Source organism: Oceaniglobus trochenteri (assembly GCF_020529025.1).
In the GTDB taxonomy this organism is placed as follows: domain Bacteria; phylum Pseudomonadota; class Alphaproteobacteria; order Rhodobacterales; family Rhodobacteraceae; genus Oceaniglobus; species Oceaniglobus trochenteri.
Window position 1 is genome coordinate 43,760 of sequence record NZ_JACNMM010000004.1, and the last position, 18,362, is coordinate 62,121.

Here is an 18,362-nt window from a genome sequence, read left to right on the forward strand (position 1 = left end):
TTTCACGGGAATGCCCCATTATGGGCGCGGTTTCGTGTTTTCCTTGGGCTGAACCAACGGGAAGGACGGGCCGATGAATGCACTTACCCCGATCGGGCGCAGTCAGGGGCGCAAGATGAAGACAGTCGTGATGATCCCCGCGCGTTTCGCCTCGACCCGGTTTCCCGGCAAGCCGCTGGCGCATCTGGCAGTGCCCGGCGGCGGCAGCAAGAGCCTGATCCACCTGACCTGGGAGGCGGCGATGCAGGTGCGCGGCGTCGATGCCGTGCATGTCGTCACCGACGATGCCCGCATCCGCGACGCGGCGCAGGACTTCGGCGCATCGGTGCTGATGACATCGCCGGACTGCGCAAACGGCACCGCCCGCTGTGCCGATGCCCTGGCGCGCCATGACATCACCGCTGACCTGGTGGTGAACGTGCAGGGCGATGCGCCGCTGACCCCACCCTGGTTCGTCGAAGACCTGATCGCCGCCATGGCCGAGGATGAGGCGGCCCAGGTCGCGACGCCGGTGGTGCAGTGCGATCCGCAGAGTTACGGGCATTTCATGGCCGACCGGCAGGCGGGGCGCGTGGGGGCCACGACAGCGGTCTTCGATGCCCGCCAGCATGCACTGTATTTCAGCAAGGAAGTTCTGCCCTATATCGATCCGAAAAAGACATTCGCCCGTGATGTGCCTGTCTATCACCACGTCGGGGTCTATGCCTATCGCCCCTCGGCGCTGGCGGCCTATGTCGGCTGGCCGGTGGGGCGGCTGGAAAAGCTGGAGGCGCTGGAGCAATTGCGGTTTCTTGAAAACGGTCACGCGGTGCGCTGTGTGGTGGTCGATGGCCGGGGCCGCGTGTTCTGGGAGGTGAACAACCCCGAGGATGTGGGCCGCGTCGAACAGGTGCTGCAGGAGCTGTCGTGCCCGGTCGGATGATCCGCATCGGCCCTGTCGATCTTGGCGGCGCCTTGCCCTTCGCGCTGATCGCGGGGCCCTGCCAGTTGGAAACCCGCGATCACGCGCTGTTCATGGCCGAAGGGATCGCGCGGGCCAACGGGGGCCGGCCGTTCATCTTCAAGGCCAGTTTCGACAAGGCCAACCGTTCCTCCCTGGGCTCGACCCGTGGTGTCGGCATGGACGAAGGATTGCACATCCTGCAAGAGGTACGCGATGCCCATGGCTGCCCTGTCCTGTCGGATGTGCATGACGTGGAGCAGGCGCGCGTGGCGGGTGGTGTTCTGGACGTGGTGCAGATTCCGGCCTTCCTGTGCCGCCAGACCGACCTTTTGCTGGCGGCAGGCGAATCCGGGGCGGCGGTGAACATCAAGAAGGGCCAGTTCCTCGCGCCCTGGGACATGGCGCATGTGGCCGAAAAGGTGGCTAGCACCGGCAACGAACGGATCATGCTGTGCGACCGCGGCACCAGCTTTGGCTATAACACCTTGGTCAGCGATTTTCGTGGCCTGCCGGTGATGGCGCGCACGGGCTATCCGGTGGTCTTCGATGCCACCCATTCGGTGCAGCAGCCCGGCGGGCAGGGCGCCACCAGCGGCGGCCAGCGCGAATTTGCACCGGTGCTGGCGCGGGCCGCCTGTGCCGTGGGCATATCGGCGCTGTTCATCGAAACCCACCAAGCGCCCGATACTGCCCCCAGCGACGGGCCGAACATGATTCCGCTTGCCGAGATGGCGGCGCTGCTGGCCGATCTGCGCCGCTATGACGCCCTGCGCAAATCGGACATGGATCAGGCGTAGCGGCGGTTCACCTCGTCCAAGGTGGTGCGCACGATCGCGCGGGCGCGGTCTTCGGTTGTCGCTTCGCCATAGCAGCGCAGTTCGGGCGCGTTGCCCGAGGGGCGCAGGTGCACCACTTCGCCCGAGGCAAAGGTGATGCGCAGCCCGTCCGTCTGGTTCAGGTGGGTTTCTTCTCCAAGGGCGGCGAAAAGCTCGGCCCTGAGAGCGCGGTTCTGGCGCAGCGACGCGATCAGCCGGGCCGAGGTTTCGCTGGGCAGTCCCACCAGCCGGTCGGCGGCGGTGCGGCGCGCGGGCAGGGCGGCCACCTGATCGGCCAGCGCACCGTTCCGGACAATCCCGGCAAGGGTGCAGAGGATCGGCAGGAAGGCATCGCGCGTCAGCAGCGGCGCAAGCGTGCCGCCCGGCCCCTCGACGGGAAAGCCGGTCAGGAAGCCGCCGTTCGCCTCGTACCCGACGACGCGGGCCTTCGCGCTGTCGCCCAGGGCGGTTTCGATCTCGGCGATCACGAAGGGCGAACCGATGCGCGTGCGCAGGATCGCGTCAAAGCCCATGCTGTCGATCATCGTGTTCGACGACACCGGCGTCACGATAATGCGCGCGCCCAGAAATTGCGCCGTCAGTGCCCCGATCACATCGCCCGGAACGACCCGGCCCGTGGCATCGGTGATCAGCGGGCGGTCGGAATCGCCGTCCATCGAAACGATGGCGTCCAGCTGGTGTTCCCCTGCCCAGCCGTGCAGGCGGGCGCGGGTGTCATCATCCACCGCCTCGGTATCGACGGGGATGAAGTGGTCGGACCGCCCAAGGGGCACCACCTTGGCCCCCAGTGCCTTCAGCACCTGGCCCAACAGATCGCGCCCCACGGCGGAATGTTCGTAAAGCCCCACGCGCAGCCCACCCAGCGCGTCGGCGGCGAAAAAACCGGTATAGCGTTCGGCATAGCGGGCGGCGACACCGGCGTCGGTCGGCGGATCGGTCAGGTCAAGCGGACCGTTCCAGTCGCGCAGGGCGGCGTTGATCGCGGCCTCGTCGCCCTTGGTGATCTCTCCGTTGCGACGATAGAACTTCAGCCCGTTGCGGTCGGCGGGAATGTGGCTGCCGGTGACCATGACGGCCGGCGCGCGGCGGTGTTGCGCCTCAAGCGCAAGGGCCGGTGTGGGCAGGGTGCCGCAATCCACCACCTCAAGCCCTGCCGCCCGCGCCCCGGCGGCCACGGCGCGCAGATGCGCCCGCGACGAGGGCCGCAGATCGGCGCCGACCAGCAGCACACCATCGTGACGGGCGCGGTTCAGAAAGGCGCGGGTATAGTTGGCGCAGAGTGTATCGGTCAGTTCGCTGACCAATCCGCGCAGGCCGCTGGTTCCGAATTTGGGTGCCATGAAATCCTGTTCCTGCGATGATGTCCGGCTGTCATAGCATGGTGCGCGGGCAAGGTGCCATATCTCAGGCGGCGGGCGCGCGGCGCCGCCTTGCGCCATAGCTGACGCTGAGTGCCGCGCCGACCACCAGCACCGCACCAAGGGCGAAGGCAGGCGTCGGCACCTCGTCGAAGACGAAATACCCCACGAGGCCGGAAAAGATCAGCGACAGATAGCCGAGAACCGAAAGGAACCCCGCCTCGCCGTGAAACTGGGCGCGCAGGAAACAGGCCTGGGCGCATTGGGCGAAGACCCCGATCGACAGCAGCGGCACAAGGTGCTCAGGCGGGATCGGCACCCATGACAGGGCGGCGATGGGGCCGGTCACAAGGGCAAGGCCGGCGGTATAGAATGTCATCAAAACCAGCGTCGGCGCGGCCCGCAGGCGGCGTGTCGCGATCACGGCGGCCGACCCGGCGCAGATCGCCAGGAACAGCACCGGCAGCCCGTTGCCCGGCGGCAGGGCCGAGGGTTCGACCGCGATGACGACCCCGATCAACGCAACACCCGCCGCCACCCACCGCGCCAGCCCGATGGTTTCGCGCAGCACCAGCGCCGCCAGAACCATCGTCACGACCGGACGGGTGAAATTCAGCGCGGTGAAGGTGGCGAAGGGCAGGCGGGCGATGGCAAAGAAGCTGGCCGTCAGCGTGACGATGGACAGGCCGACGCGCAGGGCGTGGATCGACAGATCGCCCACCCCGACAAAGACGCGCCGCCCGCGCCAGACCCAGGGCGCGATCAGGATAAGCCCTATCACCGCCCGCAGGAACACCAGTTGCGCCGGCGGAAAGCCCAGGCCAAGCGCCTTGACGATGCTGAGCGCCCAGATGTTCAGCGCCATGTCGGCCAGCATCCAGGCGCCGCCACGCAGATTGTCGCGGGGCGGCAATGTCATGGTCAGCCCCGTTTGGACAGGAGGTTGGCGAAAAGCGCGAAGGCGCCGGGGGTCAGCCGCTCCATCTGGTGATGCAGGATCAGCGAGGTGTGGATATGCCGCCCCTTGCCGATATCGGCTGTCAGAAGCGCGCCCTGCATCGGGTCTTCCTCGGGGTCGGCCATTTCCAGAAGCGGCTGATAGGCTTCGTCCCAGGACTTGGCGAAATAGAGGCCCCGTTCCTTGTGCCACCCGGCCCAGGTTTCGGCGTCGATGGTGTTGGGGGTGTTCAGCAGGGGGTGGTCAGGTTGCAGATGCGTGACCTCTGCCGTCTCGTCGGTGATCCGCCAGCGCAGCGAAGGCTGGCCAATCTCAAGGCGGCGGGGCGGGATCGTGTCGGGGTTCCAGCCGTCCCAGGGGCGATGGTAGAGCGTGATCAGCGTGCCGCCCCGTTCGATCCAGTCGTGCAGGCGCGGCATCAGTTCGGCCAGCCCCTCGCGGAAGCGCATGGCGAAGATCCCGATGACGATGGTGTCCAGCTTGTCGAGGTCGGCGTCGCTGACACGGGTGGGTTCGGGCCGCGCCACCCCCAGCCCCAGTTGTTGCAGCCAGTGGCCCACCCTGTCGTTGCCGCCACCGATATAGCCGACATGCACATCGGGCAGCGCCACGTCGACCACCCGCACCTGAAGGCGGGCGGGAACCGTGCGCGCCGTGGGGGCGATATGGGGGTGGCTGATGCTGCGGGCCGAAAAGGCGGGTTCGCCGTCCAGCGTCAGCGCGATGTCGTAAAGCCCCGGCGCCACATCGCCGGGCGCGGTCAGCAGGATGCCCGAGGCCGAGGGTTCGGCCGACCAGCCCTCGGGCAGGGTCAGCGCCGGTTCGGCCTTCGGGGGAAAGATCGCGTTGATGGCCACGGGGATGTCACGCCGCTTGCCCTGGCGGTTCAGAAGGGCGGCGTGGGGTTCAAGATCGGCGGCGCGGGCAGGCAGAACCACCGGCGGCAACAGCAGCGGCAGGCGGGTTTCGCTGTCGATGCCCTCCACCGTGGTGGTGACGCGCAGGGAGGGCAGATCGGGCATGTCCGCCAGCCAGGTATCGCGGTACCCGTCATGGGGCGCGGCATCGGCGGCCACGGTCAGCCGGTCGCCCTCCATCCGCCAGCCGTCGGGCAGCATCCACTCGACGCGCAGCCCGTCGGCTGTGCCGTCACAACGTTCGACGGTGGTGCGCAGGCTTTCGCCCGGCCGCACCATGGCCCGTTCGAGATAGCCCTCGACGGTGACACCGGCGGCGATGCGGATGGCGCGCGACAGTTGCTGTTCCTTGCGGGCCAGGCGGTGCTGCACCTCGGTCGCGGCGTGATCGGGGCAGGCGACGCGAGCGGCGCGCACATGCTCGAGCGCGCGCGACAGGCGGGCGGCCAGGTCGGGCGCCAGCAGGGCCGAAAGGCAGGCGTCGATCTCGTCCTGGGCGGCGGTCAGATGTTGCGCGATCTCGGGCGCGTGCGCAAAGCCGGCCAGCGCGGCCAGGCCATCGGGCAGGCCCGCGCCCACGTCATCGCCATCGGCGACGATCCTGCAATCGGCCAGGTGGAGGGGCCAGTCGCGTTCTTCGCCCGGGGCAACCCAGCGGCCCATGGCCTGGGTGGCGTGGAAGACGCGGGATTGCTGCCCGATCTGTTCAAAGCTGTGCCCGGTGACGGGATCGCCCCCCTTGGCGGCGACGATGGTGGTGGCGGGGGGCGGGGGCAGGTCGTCGTCATAGGCCTGACCGGCGCCCGACCAGGCGGGCAGGAACAGTTTCTTCACCTGCCAGGGGGCAAGGTTGCTGCCGGTGAAGGCCGGATCGGCGGCCAGGTCCATGACCAGGTGCGCCGCTTCGGTCATGGCGCGGTGGTGGCCGTGCTGGCCGGGGATGTCGAGGAAGGTGGGGCAGATGATGTCGGGGCGTTCGCGGCGCAGGATATGGACGAAGCGCGCCAGCGTGCGTTCGCGGCCCCACTTGGCCAGGGTTTCGACCCCGCTCTTGGAAAAGCCGAAATCGGTGATCGGGTCATCGGCCGTTTCCCCCAGCCAGTAAAGCCGCAGCGACAGGGCCTCGGCCGCGCGCTCCATCTCGGCGGTGCGCAGGGCGCCCAGGTCGGCGCCGGTGCAGGTGCCGATATCGTTCTGCCCGCCTTCGCCCCGGGTGGAACAGGCATAGGACAGGTCGAATCCCCGGTGGCGCAGGGCCGCCAGCATGGCCGATGTTTCGTCATCGGGATGGGCGCCGGTGTTCATGAAGCTGACGCAGGATTGCAGCGGCAACAGCGCCTGCCAAAGATCGACGATACGGGCCGTCTGACCATGGATGCGAAGGGCGTCGGGCAGTTGGGCGGTGAGGGGCATGGCAGGTTCTTCCGGCGTTAGACGGCAACGGCAAGTTGCGGTGTGAAGGTTCGGTTTACGATCAGCGAGGCCGCGCCTAGGGCGGCGGTCATCCGACCGGATGCGCCTCGCAACAGGCGCGGCGTCGTGCGGTCGGGGCGGTTGGCGACCGAGCGTTCGTCAAGCGGCATCGCGGCGATCAGGTGGTCGATCAGGGTATCGGGCAGCGCACCGCCCAGGATGACGGCCTGCGGATCGAAAAGATTCTCGACCAGCGAAACCGCATGGGCCAGGGGCAGGGCGGCCTGGTCCAGCCAGTCGATCAGCGCCGGGCAGCCCTGGTCGTAAAGCTGGGCCAGGCTGGCGCTGTCGGGGGCGTCGATGCCATGGCCGGCCAGATGGCGGGCGATCGACAGGCGGCTGACCGCCTGTTCCAGCACCACACCGCCGCTGGCGGTGGGCATGGTGACATGGCCGATCTCGCCCGCGTTGCCGAAGGCCCCGCGCACCAGCCGGCCCTCGGACACCAGGCCAAGGCCCAGGCCGGTGCCGAAATAAAGGAAGGCATAATGGCTCAGCTCGCGCGCGGCACCCGAGACATGCTCGGCCATGGCGGCGGCGTTGGCGTCATTTTCGACATGGGCGGGCAGGCCGAAGGCCCGGGTAAACCAGGCCGACATGTCGATCTGCGCCCAGCCGGGCAGTTCCGTCGCCTCGTCCTTCAGGCTTGTCGTGCCGAAGGGCCCGGGCACTACCACCCCGGCGCCCAGGATGCGGTCGGCGGGCACGCCGGTCTGGCTCAGCGCCAGATCGCGCAGCGCCAGGACCTTGGCCGTCACCGCGTCGGGCAGGGCCGAGGACAGGGTGCAGCGATGGCTGAACACGGTATTGCCCAAGAGGTCGAGCATCACGGCGAAGACGGCACCGGGGCGAATCTCGATCCCGAAGGCAAAGCCGCCCCGGGGGTTGACTGCATACTGGATCGCGGGCATCCCCCGGGCACCCTGCAACCGGCCCTGTTCCACCAGCAGCCCCTCGCGTTCAAGATCGGCGATGATGTTGGAAACGGCCTGTGTGCTCAGCCCCGAGGCGCGGGCGATCTCTGCCCGGCCCACCTGTCCGGCGCGGCGCACATGGCCCAGGACAAGCTGCCGGTTATGGCTGCGCGAACGCTCGGCATTGGCACCGACAATCTGATCGAGTCTGACAACCATTCCGCGGCATTAACTCAAACCGCTTGTTAATTCAACTGGATTGAGTTAATCACGGAACAGGCGGGCGCAGACCCCCAATCTCATACCAAGGGCACCCATGGGTGTCGAACCGGGAGAACAGACATGACATTTGGAGCAATCCGGGGGCTGGCCCTTGCCAGCGTGACAGGGATCGCGGGCCTTCTGGGCAGCGCGGCCCATGCCGTGGAAATCGAATACTGGCAGTATTTCTACGACGCCCGCGTCGAGGCGATGAACCAGCTGATCGAGAAGTTCCAGGCCGCCAACCCCGACATCACCGTCAAGATGTCGCATTTCCCCTATGCCGATTACCGCACCAAGGTGGCCTCGGCCATTCCCGCGGGCGAGGGGCCGGACGTGGTGCAGCTGTTCTACGGCTGGTTGAACGACTACAAAGAGGCGCAGCTGATCCAGCCGCTGCCCGCCGACACCTTCCCGGCCGACAAGATCGATTCCGAGTTCTTCCCGATGGTCAGCGCCATGCGCGATGGCGATCAGTATTGGGCGCTGCCCACGGCGGTCCGCTCGCTTGCCCTGTTCTACAATGAACGCCTGTTCGACGAGGCCGGCATCGAAAGCCCGCCCGAAACCCTGGACGAGCTGATCGAGGTCGCCCGCAAGCTGACCAAGAAGGACGGCGCCGGGAACCTGACCCAGGTGGGCATCACGGCCGGCATGACGGCGCAGGATCACCACTGGTGGCGCGAGGGCCTCGTGCGGCAGTTCGGCGGCGACCCCTACAAGGACGACTACCAGACGGTGAACTATGACACCGAGGCAGGCCTTGCCGCGCTGAACTATTACACCAGCCTGTTCATGGGTGACGACGCCGTGACGGCCACCACCTTCATGGACGAGCCCCAGGCCGCCTTCAAGGCCGGTCGCGCGGGCATGCACATCGACGGGTCGTTCCGCATCGGTTCGCTTGCCGATATCCGCGGGCTGAAGTGGGGTGTCACCGAACTGCCCGCAGGGCCGGACGGCACGCGTTCGAACTACTCCTCGTACTGGGTGAACGCGATCACCACCAAGGCCGAAGGCGAGAAATACGACGCCGCCGTCAAGTTCATGGAATACCTCACCTCGGACGAGGCGATGCAGCTGTGGCTTGAGGTCGTGGGCGAACTGCCCGCCAAGCCCTCGGTGGGCATGACCGACAAGAACGCCAACGATCCGGTCTTCGGCCCCTTCATCCGCGGCCTGGAATACGCCCACACCACCAAGTTCGCCGACGAAAGCGGTCAGCGCCAGGTGCTGGTCGAAATGGTCGAGCGCATGCAGCTGCAGGGTGTGTCGGCCGAGGAAAGCCTGGCCACCGCGGCCAAGGCCGAACAGAAGCTGCTTGACGATTACTACGGCAAGTAAGACGCAAGGGGGTGGTCTGACCACCCTGCGCCCACCCTGTCACGGGGTGGGCGATCCTTTTTGGCGGATGGGGCAACCATGTATCGCAACCTGACCATCAAGCAGAAACAGATCGTCTGGGCCTGGGCCTTTCTGGCGATCCCGGTCGTGTTCTACAGCGTGATCCGCTTCTATCCCACGGGCAACGCGATCCTCATCTCGTTCCAGAACTGGAACCTTCTGGGCGACCGCACCTGGGCCGGGCTGGACAATTACATCAAGCTGTTCAACGATCCGGTCTTCTGGAAGGTCTTTGCCAATACCTTCATCTACCTGTTGCTGGGCACGCCCATCAGCCTCGTGATCTCCTTCGTCATCGCCTATCACCTGGATCAGCTGCGCTTCATGCACGGCTTCTTGCGGATGCTCTATTTCCTGCCCTTCATGACCAGCGCCGTCGCCATGGCCTGGGTCTGGCGGTGGTTCTATCAACCGGTGCCGACCGGGCTGTTCAACAACATGCTGGCCAACCTCGGGATCGGGCAGATCGAATTCCTGAACTCCACCACCAATGCGCTGCCGGCCGTCTTGGCGCCGGCGGTCTGGGCGGGGCTGGGGTTCCAGATCATCATCTTCATGGCCGGCCTGCGCGCCATCCCCAAATCCTATTACGAAGCGGCCCGCATCGACGGCGTGGGCTGGTGGACGATCCTCTGGGAAATCACCCTGCCGCTGCTGAAACCCACCATCGTCTTCATCGTGGTCTTCTCGTCCATCGGGTTCCTGCGGATCTTCGATCACGTCTTCAACATGACCACCAACAACCCCGGCGGCCCGCTGAACGCGACGAAACCGCTGGTGCTGATGATCTATGAATCCGCCTTCACCAAGTTCGACATGGGCTATGCCGCCGCGCAGACGGTCGTCCTGTTCCTGGTGCTGCTGGTGGTGTCGCTGCTGCAACTGCGCATCCTGAGGGACAAGTAATGGCCGTCGTCGAGGAAATCCGCCCCACCTCCGAAGCGCTGCTGGGCACCAAGCCGCCCAGGAAGCCCGCGAACATGGGTCAGATCATCCGCTGGCTGCTGCTGTTCATCGGCGGGATCGTGATGGTCATGCCCATCGCCTACATGATCTCGACCTCGCTGAAATGGCCGCACGAGGTATACAACGTCAACCTGATCCCCGAAGAGCCGACGATCGAGAACTACACCTATGTTCTCGAGGACGGCCGCTTCTACGCCTGGTTCCTGAACTCCATCGTCATCGCCACGGTGACCACGATTTGCAACATCCTGTTCGACAGTCTCGTGGGCTATACCCTGTGCAAGTTCCGCTTTCCCGGGCGCTACATCATCTTCATCGCCATCCTGTCGACCCTGATGATCCCCACCGAAATGCTGGTGATCCCCTGGTACCTGATGAGCCAGCAGTTCGGCTGGCTGGATACCTACTGGGGCATCATGTTCCCCGGCCTGATGACGGCCTTCGGCACCTTCCTGATGAAGCAGTTCTTCGAAACCGTCCCCGACGATTTCATCGAGGCGGCCCGCATCGACGGTTTGAACGAACTTCAGATCTGGTGGACCGTGGCCATGCCCCTGGTGAAACCGGCGCTGGCGGCCCTGGCGATCTTCGTCTTCCTCGGGAACTGGACGGCCTTCATCTGGCCGCTGATCGTCACCAACTCGGTCGAGATGTACACGCTGCCCGTGGGCCTGTCGTCCTTCGGGGATGAGGCCGATGTCGCATGGGAACTGATCATGACCGGCGCCGCGATCTCGACCATCCCGACGCTGGTGGTCTTCCTGATCTTCCAGAGGTTCATCATCCGTGGCGTCGTGATGGCGGGGCTGAAAGGATGAACGGCGAAAGGAAAACCCCGTGGTTTCTTTCTTGCAAAAATACTCCCGCCGGAGGCGTCCGCGCCTTCGGGTCACGCAGGCCCCGATAACATGAACGACACGTCTAAATTCCCCGATCCTACCTACCGCGACACGGTGCTTGCCCCGCTGTTCGAAGGGGTGAAAACCCACTATGCGGCGCATATGGGGGCGATCAACCGCGCGCACCTGGTGATGCTGCACGACACCGGCATCCTGAAGCGCGACGATGCCCGCGCCATCGCCCGCGCCCTGCGCGACATCGAGGCCGAAACCGACATCGCCGCGCTCACCTATACAGGCGAGCATGAGGATTACTTCTTCCTGGTGGAATCCGAACTCAAGCGCCGCCTGGGCGATCTGGGCGGGGCGCTGCACACGGCCCGCTCGCGCAACGACATGGATCACACCCTGTTCAAGCTGGCCCTGCTGGACCGGGGCAGCGCGATGCAGCACCGGCTGGGCGCGCTGATCGATGCGCTGATCCAGACGGCAAAGCGGGAAAGCGAAACACTGATCGTGGCCTATACCCATGGTCAGCCGGCCCAGCCGACAACCTTCGGCCATTACCTTTCGGCCATCGTCGAGGTTCTGCTGCGCGATGCAAGGCGCCTGGCCGATGCGCTGGACACCGTCGACAAATCCCCCATGGGCGCGGCTGCGATCACCACCAGCGGCTTTCCCATCGACCGCGCCCGCATGGCCGACCTGCTGGGGTTCGGCGCCGTTTCGCTGAACTCCTACGGCTGCATCGCCTCGGTCGATTACATCACCGGGCTCTATTCTGCGATCAAGCTGGTGTTTTTGCACCTCGGCCGCCTGATCCAGGACATGGCCTTCTGGAGCGCATTCGAGGTCGGGCAGCTCTATGTGCCCAACAGCCTCGTGCAGATTTCCAGCATCATGCCGCAAAAGCGCAACCCGGTGCCCATCGAACACCTGCGCCACCTGTCCAGCGTGACGGTGGGGCGGTGCGACATGATCGTGAACACGATGCACAACACTCCCTTCACCGACATGAACGACAGCGAGGGCGAGGTGCAGCAGGCCGGCTATGCCGCCTTCGATTCGGGGGGGCGGGTCCTCGATCTGCTGACCGCCTTCATCCCCGCCTGTTCGATCAACGCCGACAGGGTGCGTGCCAATACCGATGCCGCCTGCATCACCATCACCGAACTGGCTGATACCCTGGTGCGCGACGAAGGGCTCAGCTTTCGCCAGGCGCATGAGGTCGCGGCGGCAACGGCCCGGGCCGTGATTGCCGAGGGCCAGCCCCTCAGCGAAGGCCACGCCGCCTTCACGCGCGCCTTCGAAAGCGAAGAGGGACGCGCCCCGCGGACCGATGAGCGGGCCTTCCGCACCGCCGTGGCCCCCGAAACCTTCGTGGCGCGGCGCGACCGTCCGGGCGGCCCCGCACCCGCGGCCCTGACCCATGCCTTTGCCAGCTATTCCAGCGTGCTGCAGGACGATCTGCTGCCCCGCGCATCGGTGCGCGACAACCGGCGCAGCACTGCCGCCGCCACCCTTGAAACCGCATTTGCCGACCTTCTGGAGGATTGATCCTTGGCCACCCTTGCCCTGCGCGATCTGGTGAAAACCTACGACAAGACCGAGGTGTTGCACGGCATCAACCTTGATGTGGCGGATGGCGAATTCGTCGTCTTCGTCGGCCCCTCGGGCTGTGGCAAATCCACCACCCTGCGGATGATCGCCGGGCTGGAAGAGGTGACAGGCGGCAGCATCGAGATCGGCGGGCGGCAGGTGAACAACCTCGAACCCAAGGATCGCGACATCGCCATGGTGTTCCAGAACTATGCGATCTACCCGCACATGTCGGTGCGCAAGAACATCGGTTTCGGGCTGCGCACCGCGAAGATGAGCAAGCCCGACAAAGAGGCCCGCATCGACGAGGTGGCAGCCATCCTCGACATGACCGACCTTCTGGATCGCAAGCCCAACCAGCTTTCGGGCGGTCAGCGTCAACGGGTCGCCATTGGCCGCGCCATGGTGCGCGACCCGGCGGTGTTTCTTTTCGATGAACCGCTCTCGAACCTCGATGCGCAGCTGCGCACCCAGATGCGTCTGGAGATCAAGAAGCTGCACCAGCGGGTGGGCAATACCATCGTCTTCGTCACCCACGACCAGGTCGAGGCGATGACCATGGCCGACCGGATCGTCATCATGAAGGACGGCCACATCCAGCAGGTCGGCACCCCGGCCGAGGTTTACCACAGCCCGGCCAATACCTTCGTGGCCAGATTCATCGGTGCGCCATCGATGAACATGCTGCCAGCCACCGCCAGCGGCGGTGTGCTGCGGCTTGATACCGGCAGCACCGTCGATCTGCCGGCCCGCGCCGACGGGCCGGTGACGCTGGGCGTGCGCCCCGACGACCTGGGCCTTGGCGAAGGCGTCGCGCTGGTCCGGGGCAAGGTCACCGTGCGCGAACCGCTGGGCCCTGAAACCCTGATCTATGTCGACACCGGCGCAGGGGGCGAGGTGATTGCCAAGGCCGATGGCCGCACCCCCCCCGAGGTGGGCGCCGAGGTGACGCTGAACGCCAAGCCCGAAAACCTGCACTTCTTCGACGCCAACACCGGACAGGCCCTGACGTGAGCGACCCGTCCCGCCCTCCGGGGGTGCTGTGCGTCGGGCGCCTCTATTGCGACCTGGTGTTTTCCGATCTGCCGCGCATGCCCACCCTGGGGCACGAGGTTTACGCCGGGGCGCTGGCCCTGCGGGCCGGGGGCGGTGCGGTGATCACCGCCGCGCATCTTGCACAACTGGGCCGCCCCGCCCACCTGGCCGCCTTCTGGCCCGGCCCGCCGTTTCAGGACCAGGTGATGGGCGATGTCGCCGCGGTGGGAGTCGGGCACGATCTGTGCCTGCCCGCAGCACCCGGCGATCCGCAGATCACCGTTGCGATGTCGGGCGCGCAGGATCGCGCCTTCCTGACCCGCAGGGTGGGGCGCGCGGTGCCCGATCTGGCGACCGCCGATCTTGAAAGGCTGAAGGTCGGTCACCTTCACATCGGAGAACTGGCCACCCTGGCCGAGGCGCCCGGGCTGATCGACATTGCCCGCGCCGCCGGGTTGAGCATTTCGCTCGATTGCAGCTGGGACGACGACACCAGCGCCGATCACCTGGCCCTGATTGCCCGGGTCGACGTGTTCTTCCCGAACGAGGAAGAGGTGGCGCAACTGGCCCGTCTCGGCGTCAATCCACCCTATGCGCCCCTGACCGTGACCAAGCGTGGCGCGCGCGGCGCCCTGGGCGAAAGCGAAAGCGAAACGGCGGAAGCGCCCGGCCTTTCGGTGCCGGTGGTCGATACCACTGGGGCGGGCGATGCCTTCAACAGCGGTTTCCTTGATGGATGGCTTGCGGGGGCGCCCCTTGCGGCCTGCCTTGCGGCCGGCAACGCGCGGGGCGCCGTCGCGGTGCAGCAGCGCGGCGGATTCACCACGGAAGGTGCCGCCGCAACCACCTGATCAGAAACAGCTTTCCAGCAGGGGGCGGGTGTTTTCCGCCGTCATCTGAACCGGGTTCCCCCCGCAGGAGGGATCGGCCAGCGCCGAGGCCGTGATGCGGTCCATGTCCGGATCGCGTACCCCCAGTTCGGTCAGGTTCGCCGGGATGCCAAGATCGGCATTCAGCTGGCCGACGAAATCATAGAACCCGTCAAAACCGCCCGAAACCCCGAGGTAGGCAGCGGCGCGCGCCAACCTGTCCTCAACCGCCGGGCGGTTGAAGCGCAGCACCGGCAGCATCACCACGGCATTGGTCGTGCCGTGGTGGGTGTGGTGCATCGCGCCGATCGGATGGCTGATGGCATGGATGGCGCCCAGCCCCTTCTGAAAGGCCGTGGCCCCCATCATCGCCGCCGACATCATCTCGGCCCGTGCCGTCAGGTTGGTCGGCGCGTCATAGGCGGTGCGCAGGTTCTCGGCCACCAGGCGCAGCCCCTCCAGCGCGATGCCCTGTGACATCGGGTGGTAGTGGGGCGAACAATAGGCCTCAAGGCAGTGGGCGAAGGCGTCCATGCCGGTGCCTGCCGTGATGGAGCGCGGCATGCCCACGGTCAGTTCAGGGTCGCAGATCACCACCGAAGGCAGGATCCGGGGGTGGAAGATGATCTTCTTTTCCGCCGTTTCGCTGTTGGTGATCACGCTGGCGCGGCCCACTTCGCTACCCGTGCCGGCCGTTGTGGGAACGGCGACGATGGGGTGGATGGCGGCCGCATCGGCCCGCGTCCACCAGTCGCCGATGTCCTCGAAATCCCACAGCGGGCGGGTCTGCCCGGCCATGAAGGCCAGGACCTTGCCCAGGTCCAGCCCCGAACCGCCACCAAAGGCCACCACGCCGTCATGGCCGCCGTCGCGATAGACCTGAAGGCCGGCGGCGACGTTGCGCTCGTTCGGGTTCGGATCGACCTCGGCGAAAAGCGCGGCGCCCAGTCCGCCCTCGTTCAGCAGGTCAAGGGTGCGGGTCGTGATCTCCATGCCCGCAAGGCCACGGTCGGTCACGAGAAGCGGGCGGCTGATGCCCGCGGCGCGGCAGGCCTCGGCAATCTCGGCGATGCGCCCGGCGCCGAACCGGATTGCGGTGGGGTAAGACCAGTTTGCGGTCATGCTCATGTCTCAGGCTTTCTTCAGGTGATAGGATTTCGGCCGGGTCAGCGCCCCATAGGCCAGTTCCGAAAGGCCGACGCCGCGCCCGGTGTCCTTGCACCCGGTCCAGCACAGCGCCGGGTCAAGGTAATCGCAGCGGTTGGCGAAAACGGTGCCGGTCTCGATCTGCGCGCCGATGGCATTGGCCCGGTCGATGTCGGCGGTCCAGAGCGATGCCGTCAGCCCGAACTGGCTGTCGTTCATCAGGGCCACGGCCTCGTCGTCGCCCGAAACCTTCATGATGCCCACCGCGGGGCCGAAGGTTTCATCGCGCATGATCCGCATTTCGTGGGTCACATCGGTCAGGATCTGCGGCGCGACATAGGCGCCCTCGGCCGGGCCGAAACGCCTGGCGTCGATCATCGGTTTCGCGCCATCGGCGATGGCCTCGCTCACCTGGGCGCGCACTTCCTCGGCAAAGCGGCGGTGTGCCATGGGGCCGATGGTGGTGTCCTGCTCCAGCGGATTGCCCAGCCGATAGCCTTCGACGATGGCCACCGCACGATCGACAAAGTCGGTATAGTGCTTTTCGTGGACATAGATGCGCTCGATTCCGCAACAGCATTGTCCGGAATTGAACATCGCACCGTCGATCAGCGTATCGACGGCCGCCTCCAGGTTGGCATCCTCCATGACATAGCCCGGGTCCTTGCCGCCCAGTTCCGTCGATACGGCGGTAAAGGTGCCGGCCGCGGCCTGTTCCATTGCCTTGCCGCCGGCAACCGAACCGGTGAAGTTCACGAAACCGAAGGCGCGTCCGGCGATCAGGCCGCTTGTCACCTCGTGATCCAGGAACACCGCCTGGAACACCTCTTCGGGCACGCCCGCCGAATGGAAGGCCCGCGCCATCCGCTCGCCCACCAGAAGGGTCTGGGTGGCATGTTTCAGCAGAACGGTATTGCCCGCGATCAGGGCAGGGGCGATGGTGTTGATCGCCGTCATGTAGGGATAGTTCCAGGGCGCCACCACCAGGACAACGCCATGGGGGCGATGCTCGATCCGGCGCGAGAACTGCGTAGACTCCTCGATCACCAGCGGCGCCAATGCGCTTTCCGCGATCCCCGACATGTAGGTGGCCCGTTCCTCGAAACCGCCGAATTCCCCGCCGTACCGCACCGGGCGGCCCATCTGCCAGGCCAGTTCGGGAACGATCTCGTCGTTCATGGCGCCCACGGCGGCCACTCCGGCCATCACCAGCGATATCCGCTCGGACAGGGGGCGCGCCGCCCAGTCCCGCTGCGCTTCGCGGGCGCGGGCCACGGCCACGGCGGCGCTGTTGAAATCCAGCGCCGGACGTTCGGCATAGACCGACCCGTCGATCGGCGAAACACATTGCAGCATCTTGCTCATCTCAGCCTCATTTCCGGGGCTTGCCCCATCTTTGGTCCAAAATATCCTCGGGGGGAGTCGCCGCAGGCGACGGGGGGCAGACAGCCCCCCTCCTGCGGGTCAGGCCCGCTCGAATCCCCGGGCGATTTCATAGTCGGTCACGGCGCTGTCGAAGTCTTCCTGCTCGACCTCGGCACAGCGGACATAGTGGTCGATCACCGCATCGCCCATGGCTTTGCGCAACATTTCCGAGTCGCGCAAGGTGGCCGTCGCGTCGCGCAGGGTGCGGGGAATTTCCGGCACCTCGGCATTGTAGACATCGCCCCGGATCGGATCGCCCAGGGCCAGCCCGGCCTCGATCCCGGCGATGCCGCTGGCGATCTGGGCGGCGCAGGCCAGGTAGGGGTTGATGTCGGAACCGGGAATGCGGCATTCGACGCGCACACCCTTGGTGCTCTCGCCCACGAGACGGAAGCCGGCGGTGCGGTTGTCGACGCTCCAGACGGTTTTCGTGGGGGCGAAGGTGCCCGCGACGAAGCGTTTGTAGCTGTTCACATAGGGCGCCATGAACACGGTGGTTTCGGGCGCATGGGCGATCAGCCCGGCCATGTAGCTGCGCATCGTGGCCGACATGCCCATGTCTGCCTCGGGGTCGTGAAAGGCGTTCTTGCCGTCCGTCCAGAGGCTCTGGTGGATATGCGCGGCCGACCCCACCTTGTCGCGGTGCCATTTCGGAATGAAACTGGCCGAAACCCCCTGTTGCCAGGCAATGTCCTTCACCCCCTGCTTGGCGATGGTGTGATAATCGCAGCACAAGAGCGCGTCGTCGTAGCGGATGTTCAGCTCTTCCTGCCCGGTTTCGGCCTCGCCCTTGCTGTTCTCGATGGGGATTCCGGCCGCATGGAGGTGGTTGCGGATCGGGCGCATGATGTTCTCGATCCGGGTGGTGTGCTGGATGTTGTAATCGTCGTTGTAGCCCGAAATCGGCCGCAGGCTGCGAAAGCCTCCGGCGCGGATCGTGTCATAGCTGTCGGCAAACAGGAAAAACTCCAGCTCGGTCGCCATCTTGGCCGTGAACCCGAGCTTTTCCAGCCTGGCAAGCTGAGCCTTCAGCACCTGGCGCGGCGCGTGGGGCACCGGTTCATGGCTGTGATGATCCAGCACGTCGCAGATCACCATGACCGTGCCCTCAAGCCAGGGCAGGGGGCGCAGGGTGGAAAGGTCGGGCTTCATCACATAGTCGCCATAGCCGTGGCGCCAGGAGGTGGCGGCATAGCCTTCGGGCGTTGCCATCTCAAGGTCGGTGGCCAGCAGGTAGTTGCAGGCATGGGTTTCGGCGTGGCTGCTTTCAAGGAAGTTGCGCACATGGAACCGCTTGCCCATCAGGCGGCCCTGCATGTCGACAAGGCAGGCCAGAACGGTGTCGATCTCGCCGCGGTCGGCCAGTTGGGCGAGGGTGTCTAGGGTCATCCGGGGCATGGTCGCATCCTTAAATGGGGG

At 66.0% G+C, this 18,362-nt stretch carries 15 protein-coding genes; 8 read left to right on the forward strand and 7 right to left on the reverse strand.

From position 1 onward, the window contains the following. The first annotated feature begins 115 nt into the window (after window positions 1-115). Together H7828_RS07580 and kdsA are read left to right on the forward strand one after the other, a co-directional pair. Window positions 116-922 carry a 3-deoxy-manno-octulosonate cytidylyltransferase gene (locus H7828_RS07580; RefSeq protein ID WP_226780768.1) on the forward strand — a complete coding sequence of 269 codons (807 nt, stop codon included), beginning with the start codon at window positions 116-118 and terminating at the stop codon, window positions 920-922. Further along, on the forward strand, window positions 919-1,740 hold the full coding sequence (kdsA, locus tag H7828_RS07585; RefSeq protein ID WP_226780769.1) for a 3-deoxy-8-phosphooctulonate synthase: 822 nt from the start codon (window positions 919-921) through the stop codon (window positions 1,738-1,740). Before H7828_RS07580 ends, kdsA begins: the two co-directional genes overlap by 4 nt. On the opposite strand, the gene H7828_RS07590 is transcribed toward kdsA, so the two are convergent. The 4 genes from H7828_RS07590 to H7828_RS07605 form a co-directional block, all read right to left on the reverse strand. Further along, a complete protein-coding gene (locus H7828_RS07590) occupies window positions 1,731-3,119 on the reverse strand; it encodes a phosphomannomutase (RefSeq protein WP_226780418.1) in 1,389 nt (462 codons plus the stop codon). The genes kdsA and H7828_RS07590 overlap by 10 nt on opposite strands. A 64-nt stretch (window positions 3,120-3,183) precedes the next feature. Further along, complete coding sequence (locus tag H7828_RS07595) at window positions 3,184-4,056, reverse strand: DMT family transporter (protein WP_226780419.1); 873 nt, start codon at window positions 4,054-4,056, stop codon at window positions 3,184-3,186. Window positions 4,057-4,058: 2 nt separating this feature from the next. Continuing rightward, entirely contained in the window at window positions 4,059-6,425 is a 2,367-nt protein-coding gene (locus H7828_RS07600) for a PIG-L family deacetylase (RefSeq protein WP_226780420.1), read from the reverse strand. Between the two features lie 17 nt (window positions 6,426-6,442). Beyond that, window positions 6,443-7,618 (reverse strand): ROK family transcriptional regulator, encoded by a 1,176-nt coding sequence (locus H7828_RS07605; RefSeq protein WP_226780421.1) that lies wholly within the window; start codon window positions 7,616-7,618, stop codon window positions 6,443-6,445. Window positions 7,619-7,741: 123 nt separating this feature from the next. Between H7828_RS07605 and H7828_RS07610 the strand changes: the two genes are divergently transcribed. From H7828_RS07610 to H7828_RS07635, 6 genes are all read left to right on the forward strand, one after another. Beyond that, window positions 7,742-9,004, forward strand: a complete 1,263-nt coding sequence (locus H7828_RS07610; RefSeq protein WP_226780422.1) for a sugar ABC transporter substrate-binding protein — start codon at window positions 7,742-7,744, stop codon at window positions 9,002-9,004. 78 nt (window positions 9,005-9,082) lie between these two features. After that, entirely contained in the window at window positions 9,083-9,970 is an 888-nt protein-coding gene (locus H7828_RS07615) for a carbohydrate ABC transporter permease (protein ID WP_226780423.1), read from the forward strand. Then, a complete protein-coding gene (locus tag H7828_RS07620; RefSeq protein ID WP_226780424.1) occupies window positions 9,970-10,848 on the forward strand; it encodes a carbohydrate ABC transporter permease in 879 nt (292 codons plus the stop codon). The genes H7828_RS07615 and H7828_RS07620 overlap by 1 nt, the downstream gene beginning before the upstream one ends. 90 nt (window positions 10,849-10,938) lie before the next feature. Continuing rightward, a complete protein-coding gene (gene argH / locus H7828_RS07625) occupies window positions 10,939-12,426 on the forward strand; it encodes an argininosuccinate lyase (RefSeq protein WP_226780425.1) in 1,488 nt (495 codons plus the stop codon). Between the two features lie 3 nt (window positions 12,427-12,429). Beyond that, entirely contained in the window at window positions 12,430-13,482 is a 1,053-nt protein-coding gene (locus H7828_RS07630) for an ABC transporter ATP-binding protein (protein ID WP_226780426.1), read from the forward strand. Then, a complete protein-coding gene (locus H7828_RS07635; protein ID WP_342592287.1) occupies window positions 13,479-14,354 on the forward strand; it encodes a carbohydrate kinase family protein in 876 nt (291 codons plus the stop codon). Before H7828_RS07630 ends, H7828_RS07635 begins: the two co-directional genes overlap by 4 nt. On the opposite strand, the gene H7828_RS07640 is transcribed toward H7828_RS07635, so the two are convergent. The 3 genes from H7828_RS07640 to H7828_RS07650 all read right to left on the reverse strand — a co-directional run bounded on the left by H7828_RS07640 (window position 14,355) and on the right by H7828_RS07650 (window position 18,341). Further along, window positions 14,355-15,500: an iron-containing alcohol dehydrogenase gene (locus tag H7828_RS07640; RefSeq protein WP_226780427.1), complete on the reverse strand. Its 1,146-nt coding sequence runs from the start codon at window positions 15,498-15,500 to the stop codon at window positions 14,355-14,357. A 3-nt stretch (window positions 15,501-15,503) separates the two neighbouring features. Next, a complete protein-coding gene (locus H7828_RS07645) occupies window positions 15,504-16,883 on the reverse strand; it encodes an aldehyde dehydrogenase family protein (RefSeq protein ID WP_226780428.1) in 1,380 nt (459 codons plus the stop codon). A 99-nt stretch (window positions 16,884-16,982) separates the two neighbouring features. Continuing rightward, a complete protein-coding gene (locus H7828_RS07650; protein WP_226780429.1) occupies window positions 16,983-18,341 on the reverse strand; it encodes a glutamine synthetase family protein in 1,359 nt (452 codons plus the stop codon). Between the last annotated feature and the right edge of the window lie 21 nt (window positions 18,342-18,362).

Bases quoted from the DNA above. Each gene is read 5' to 3' on its own strand.
- H7828_RS07610 (WP_226780422.1), top strand. From the start codon at position 7,742: ATGACATTTGGAGCAATCCGGGGGCTGGCCCTTGCCAGCGTGACAGGG.
- H7828_RS07640 (WP_226780427.1), bottom strand. From the start codon at position 15,500: ATGAGCATGACCGCAAACTGGTCTTACCCCACCGCAATCCGGTTCGGC.
- H7828_RS07645 (WP_226780428.1), bottom strand. From the start codon at position 16,883: ATGAGCAAGATGCTGCAATGTGTTTCGCCGATCGACGGGTCGGTCTAT.
- H7828_RS07650 (WP_226780429.1), bottom strand. From the start codon at position 18,341: ATGCCCCGGATGACCCTAGACACCCTCGCCCAACTGGCCGACCGCGGC.
- H7828_RS07605 (WP_226780421.1), bottom strand. From the start codon at position 7,618: ATGGTTGTCAGACTCGATCAGATTGTCGGTGCCAATGCCGAGCGTTCG.
- H7828_RS07580 (WP_226780768.1), top strand. From the start codon at position 116: ATGAAGACAGTCGTGATGATCCCCGCGCGTTTCGCCTCGACCCGGTTT.
- kdsA (WP_226780769.1), top strand. From the start codon at position 919: ATGATCCGCATCGGCCCTGTCGATCTTGGCGGCGCCTTGCCCTTCGCG.
- H7828_RS07615 (WP_226780423.1), top strand. From the start codon at position 9,083: ATGTATCGCAACCTGACCATCAAGCAGAAACAGATCGTCTGGGCCTGG.
- H7828_RS07600 (WP_226780420.1), bottom strand. From the start codon at position 6,425: ATGCCCCTCACCGCCCAACTGCCCGACGCCCTTCGCATCCATGGTCAG.
- argH (WP_226780425.1), top strand. From the start codon at position 10,939: ATGAACGACACGTCTAAATTCCCCGATCCTACCTACCGCGACACGGTG.
- H7828_RS07620 (WP_226780424.1), top strand. From the start codon at position 9,970: ATGGCCGTCGTCGAGGAAATCCGCCCCACCTCCGAAGCGCTGCTGGGC.
- H7828_RS07590 (WP_226780418.1), bottom strand. From the start codon at position 3,119: ATGGCACCCAAATTCGGAACCAGCGGCCTGCGCGGATTGGTCAGCGAA.
- H7828_RS07595 (WP_226780419.1), bottom strand. From the start codon at position 4,056: ATGACATTGCCGCCCCGCGACAATCTGCGTGGCGGCGCCTGGATGCTG.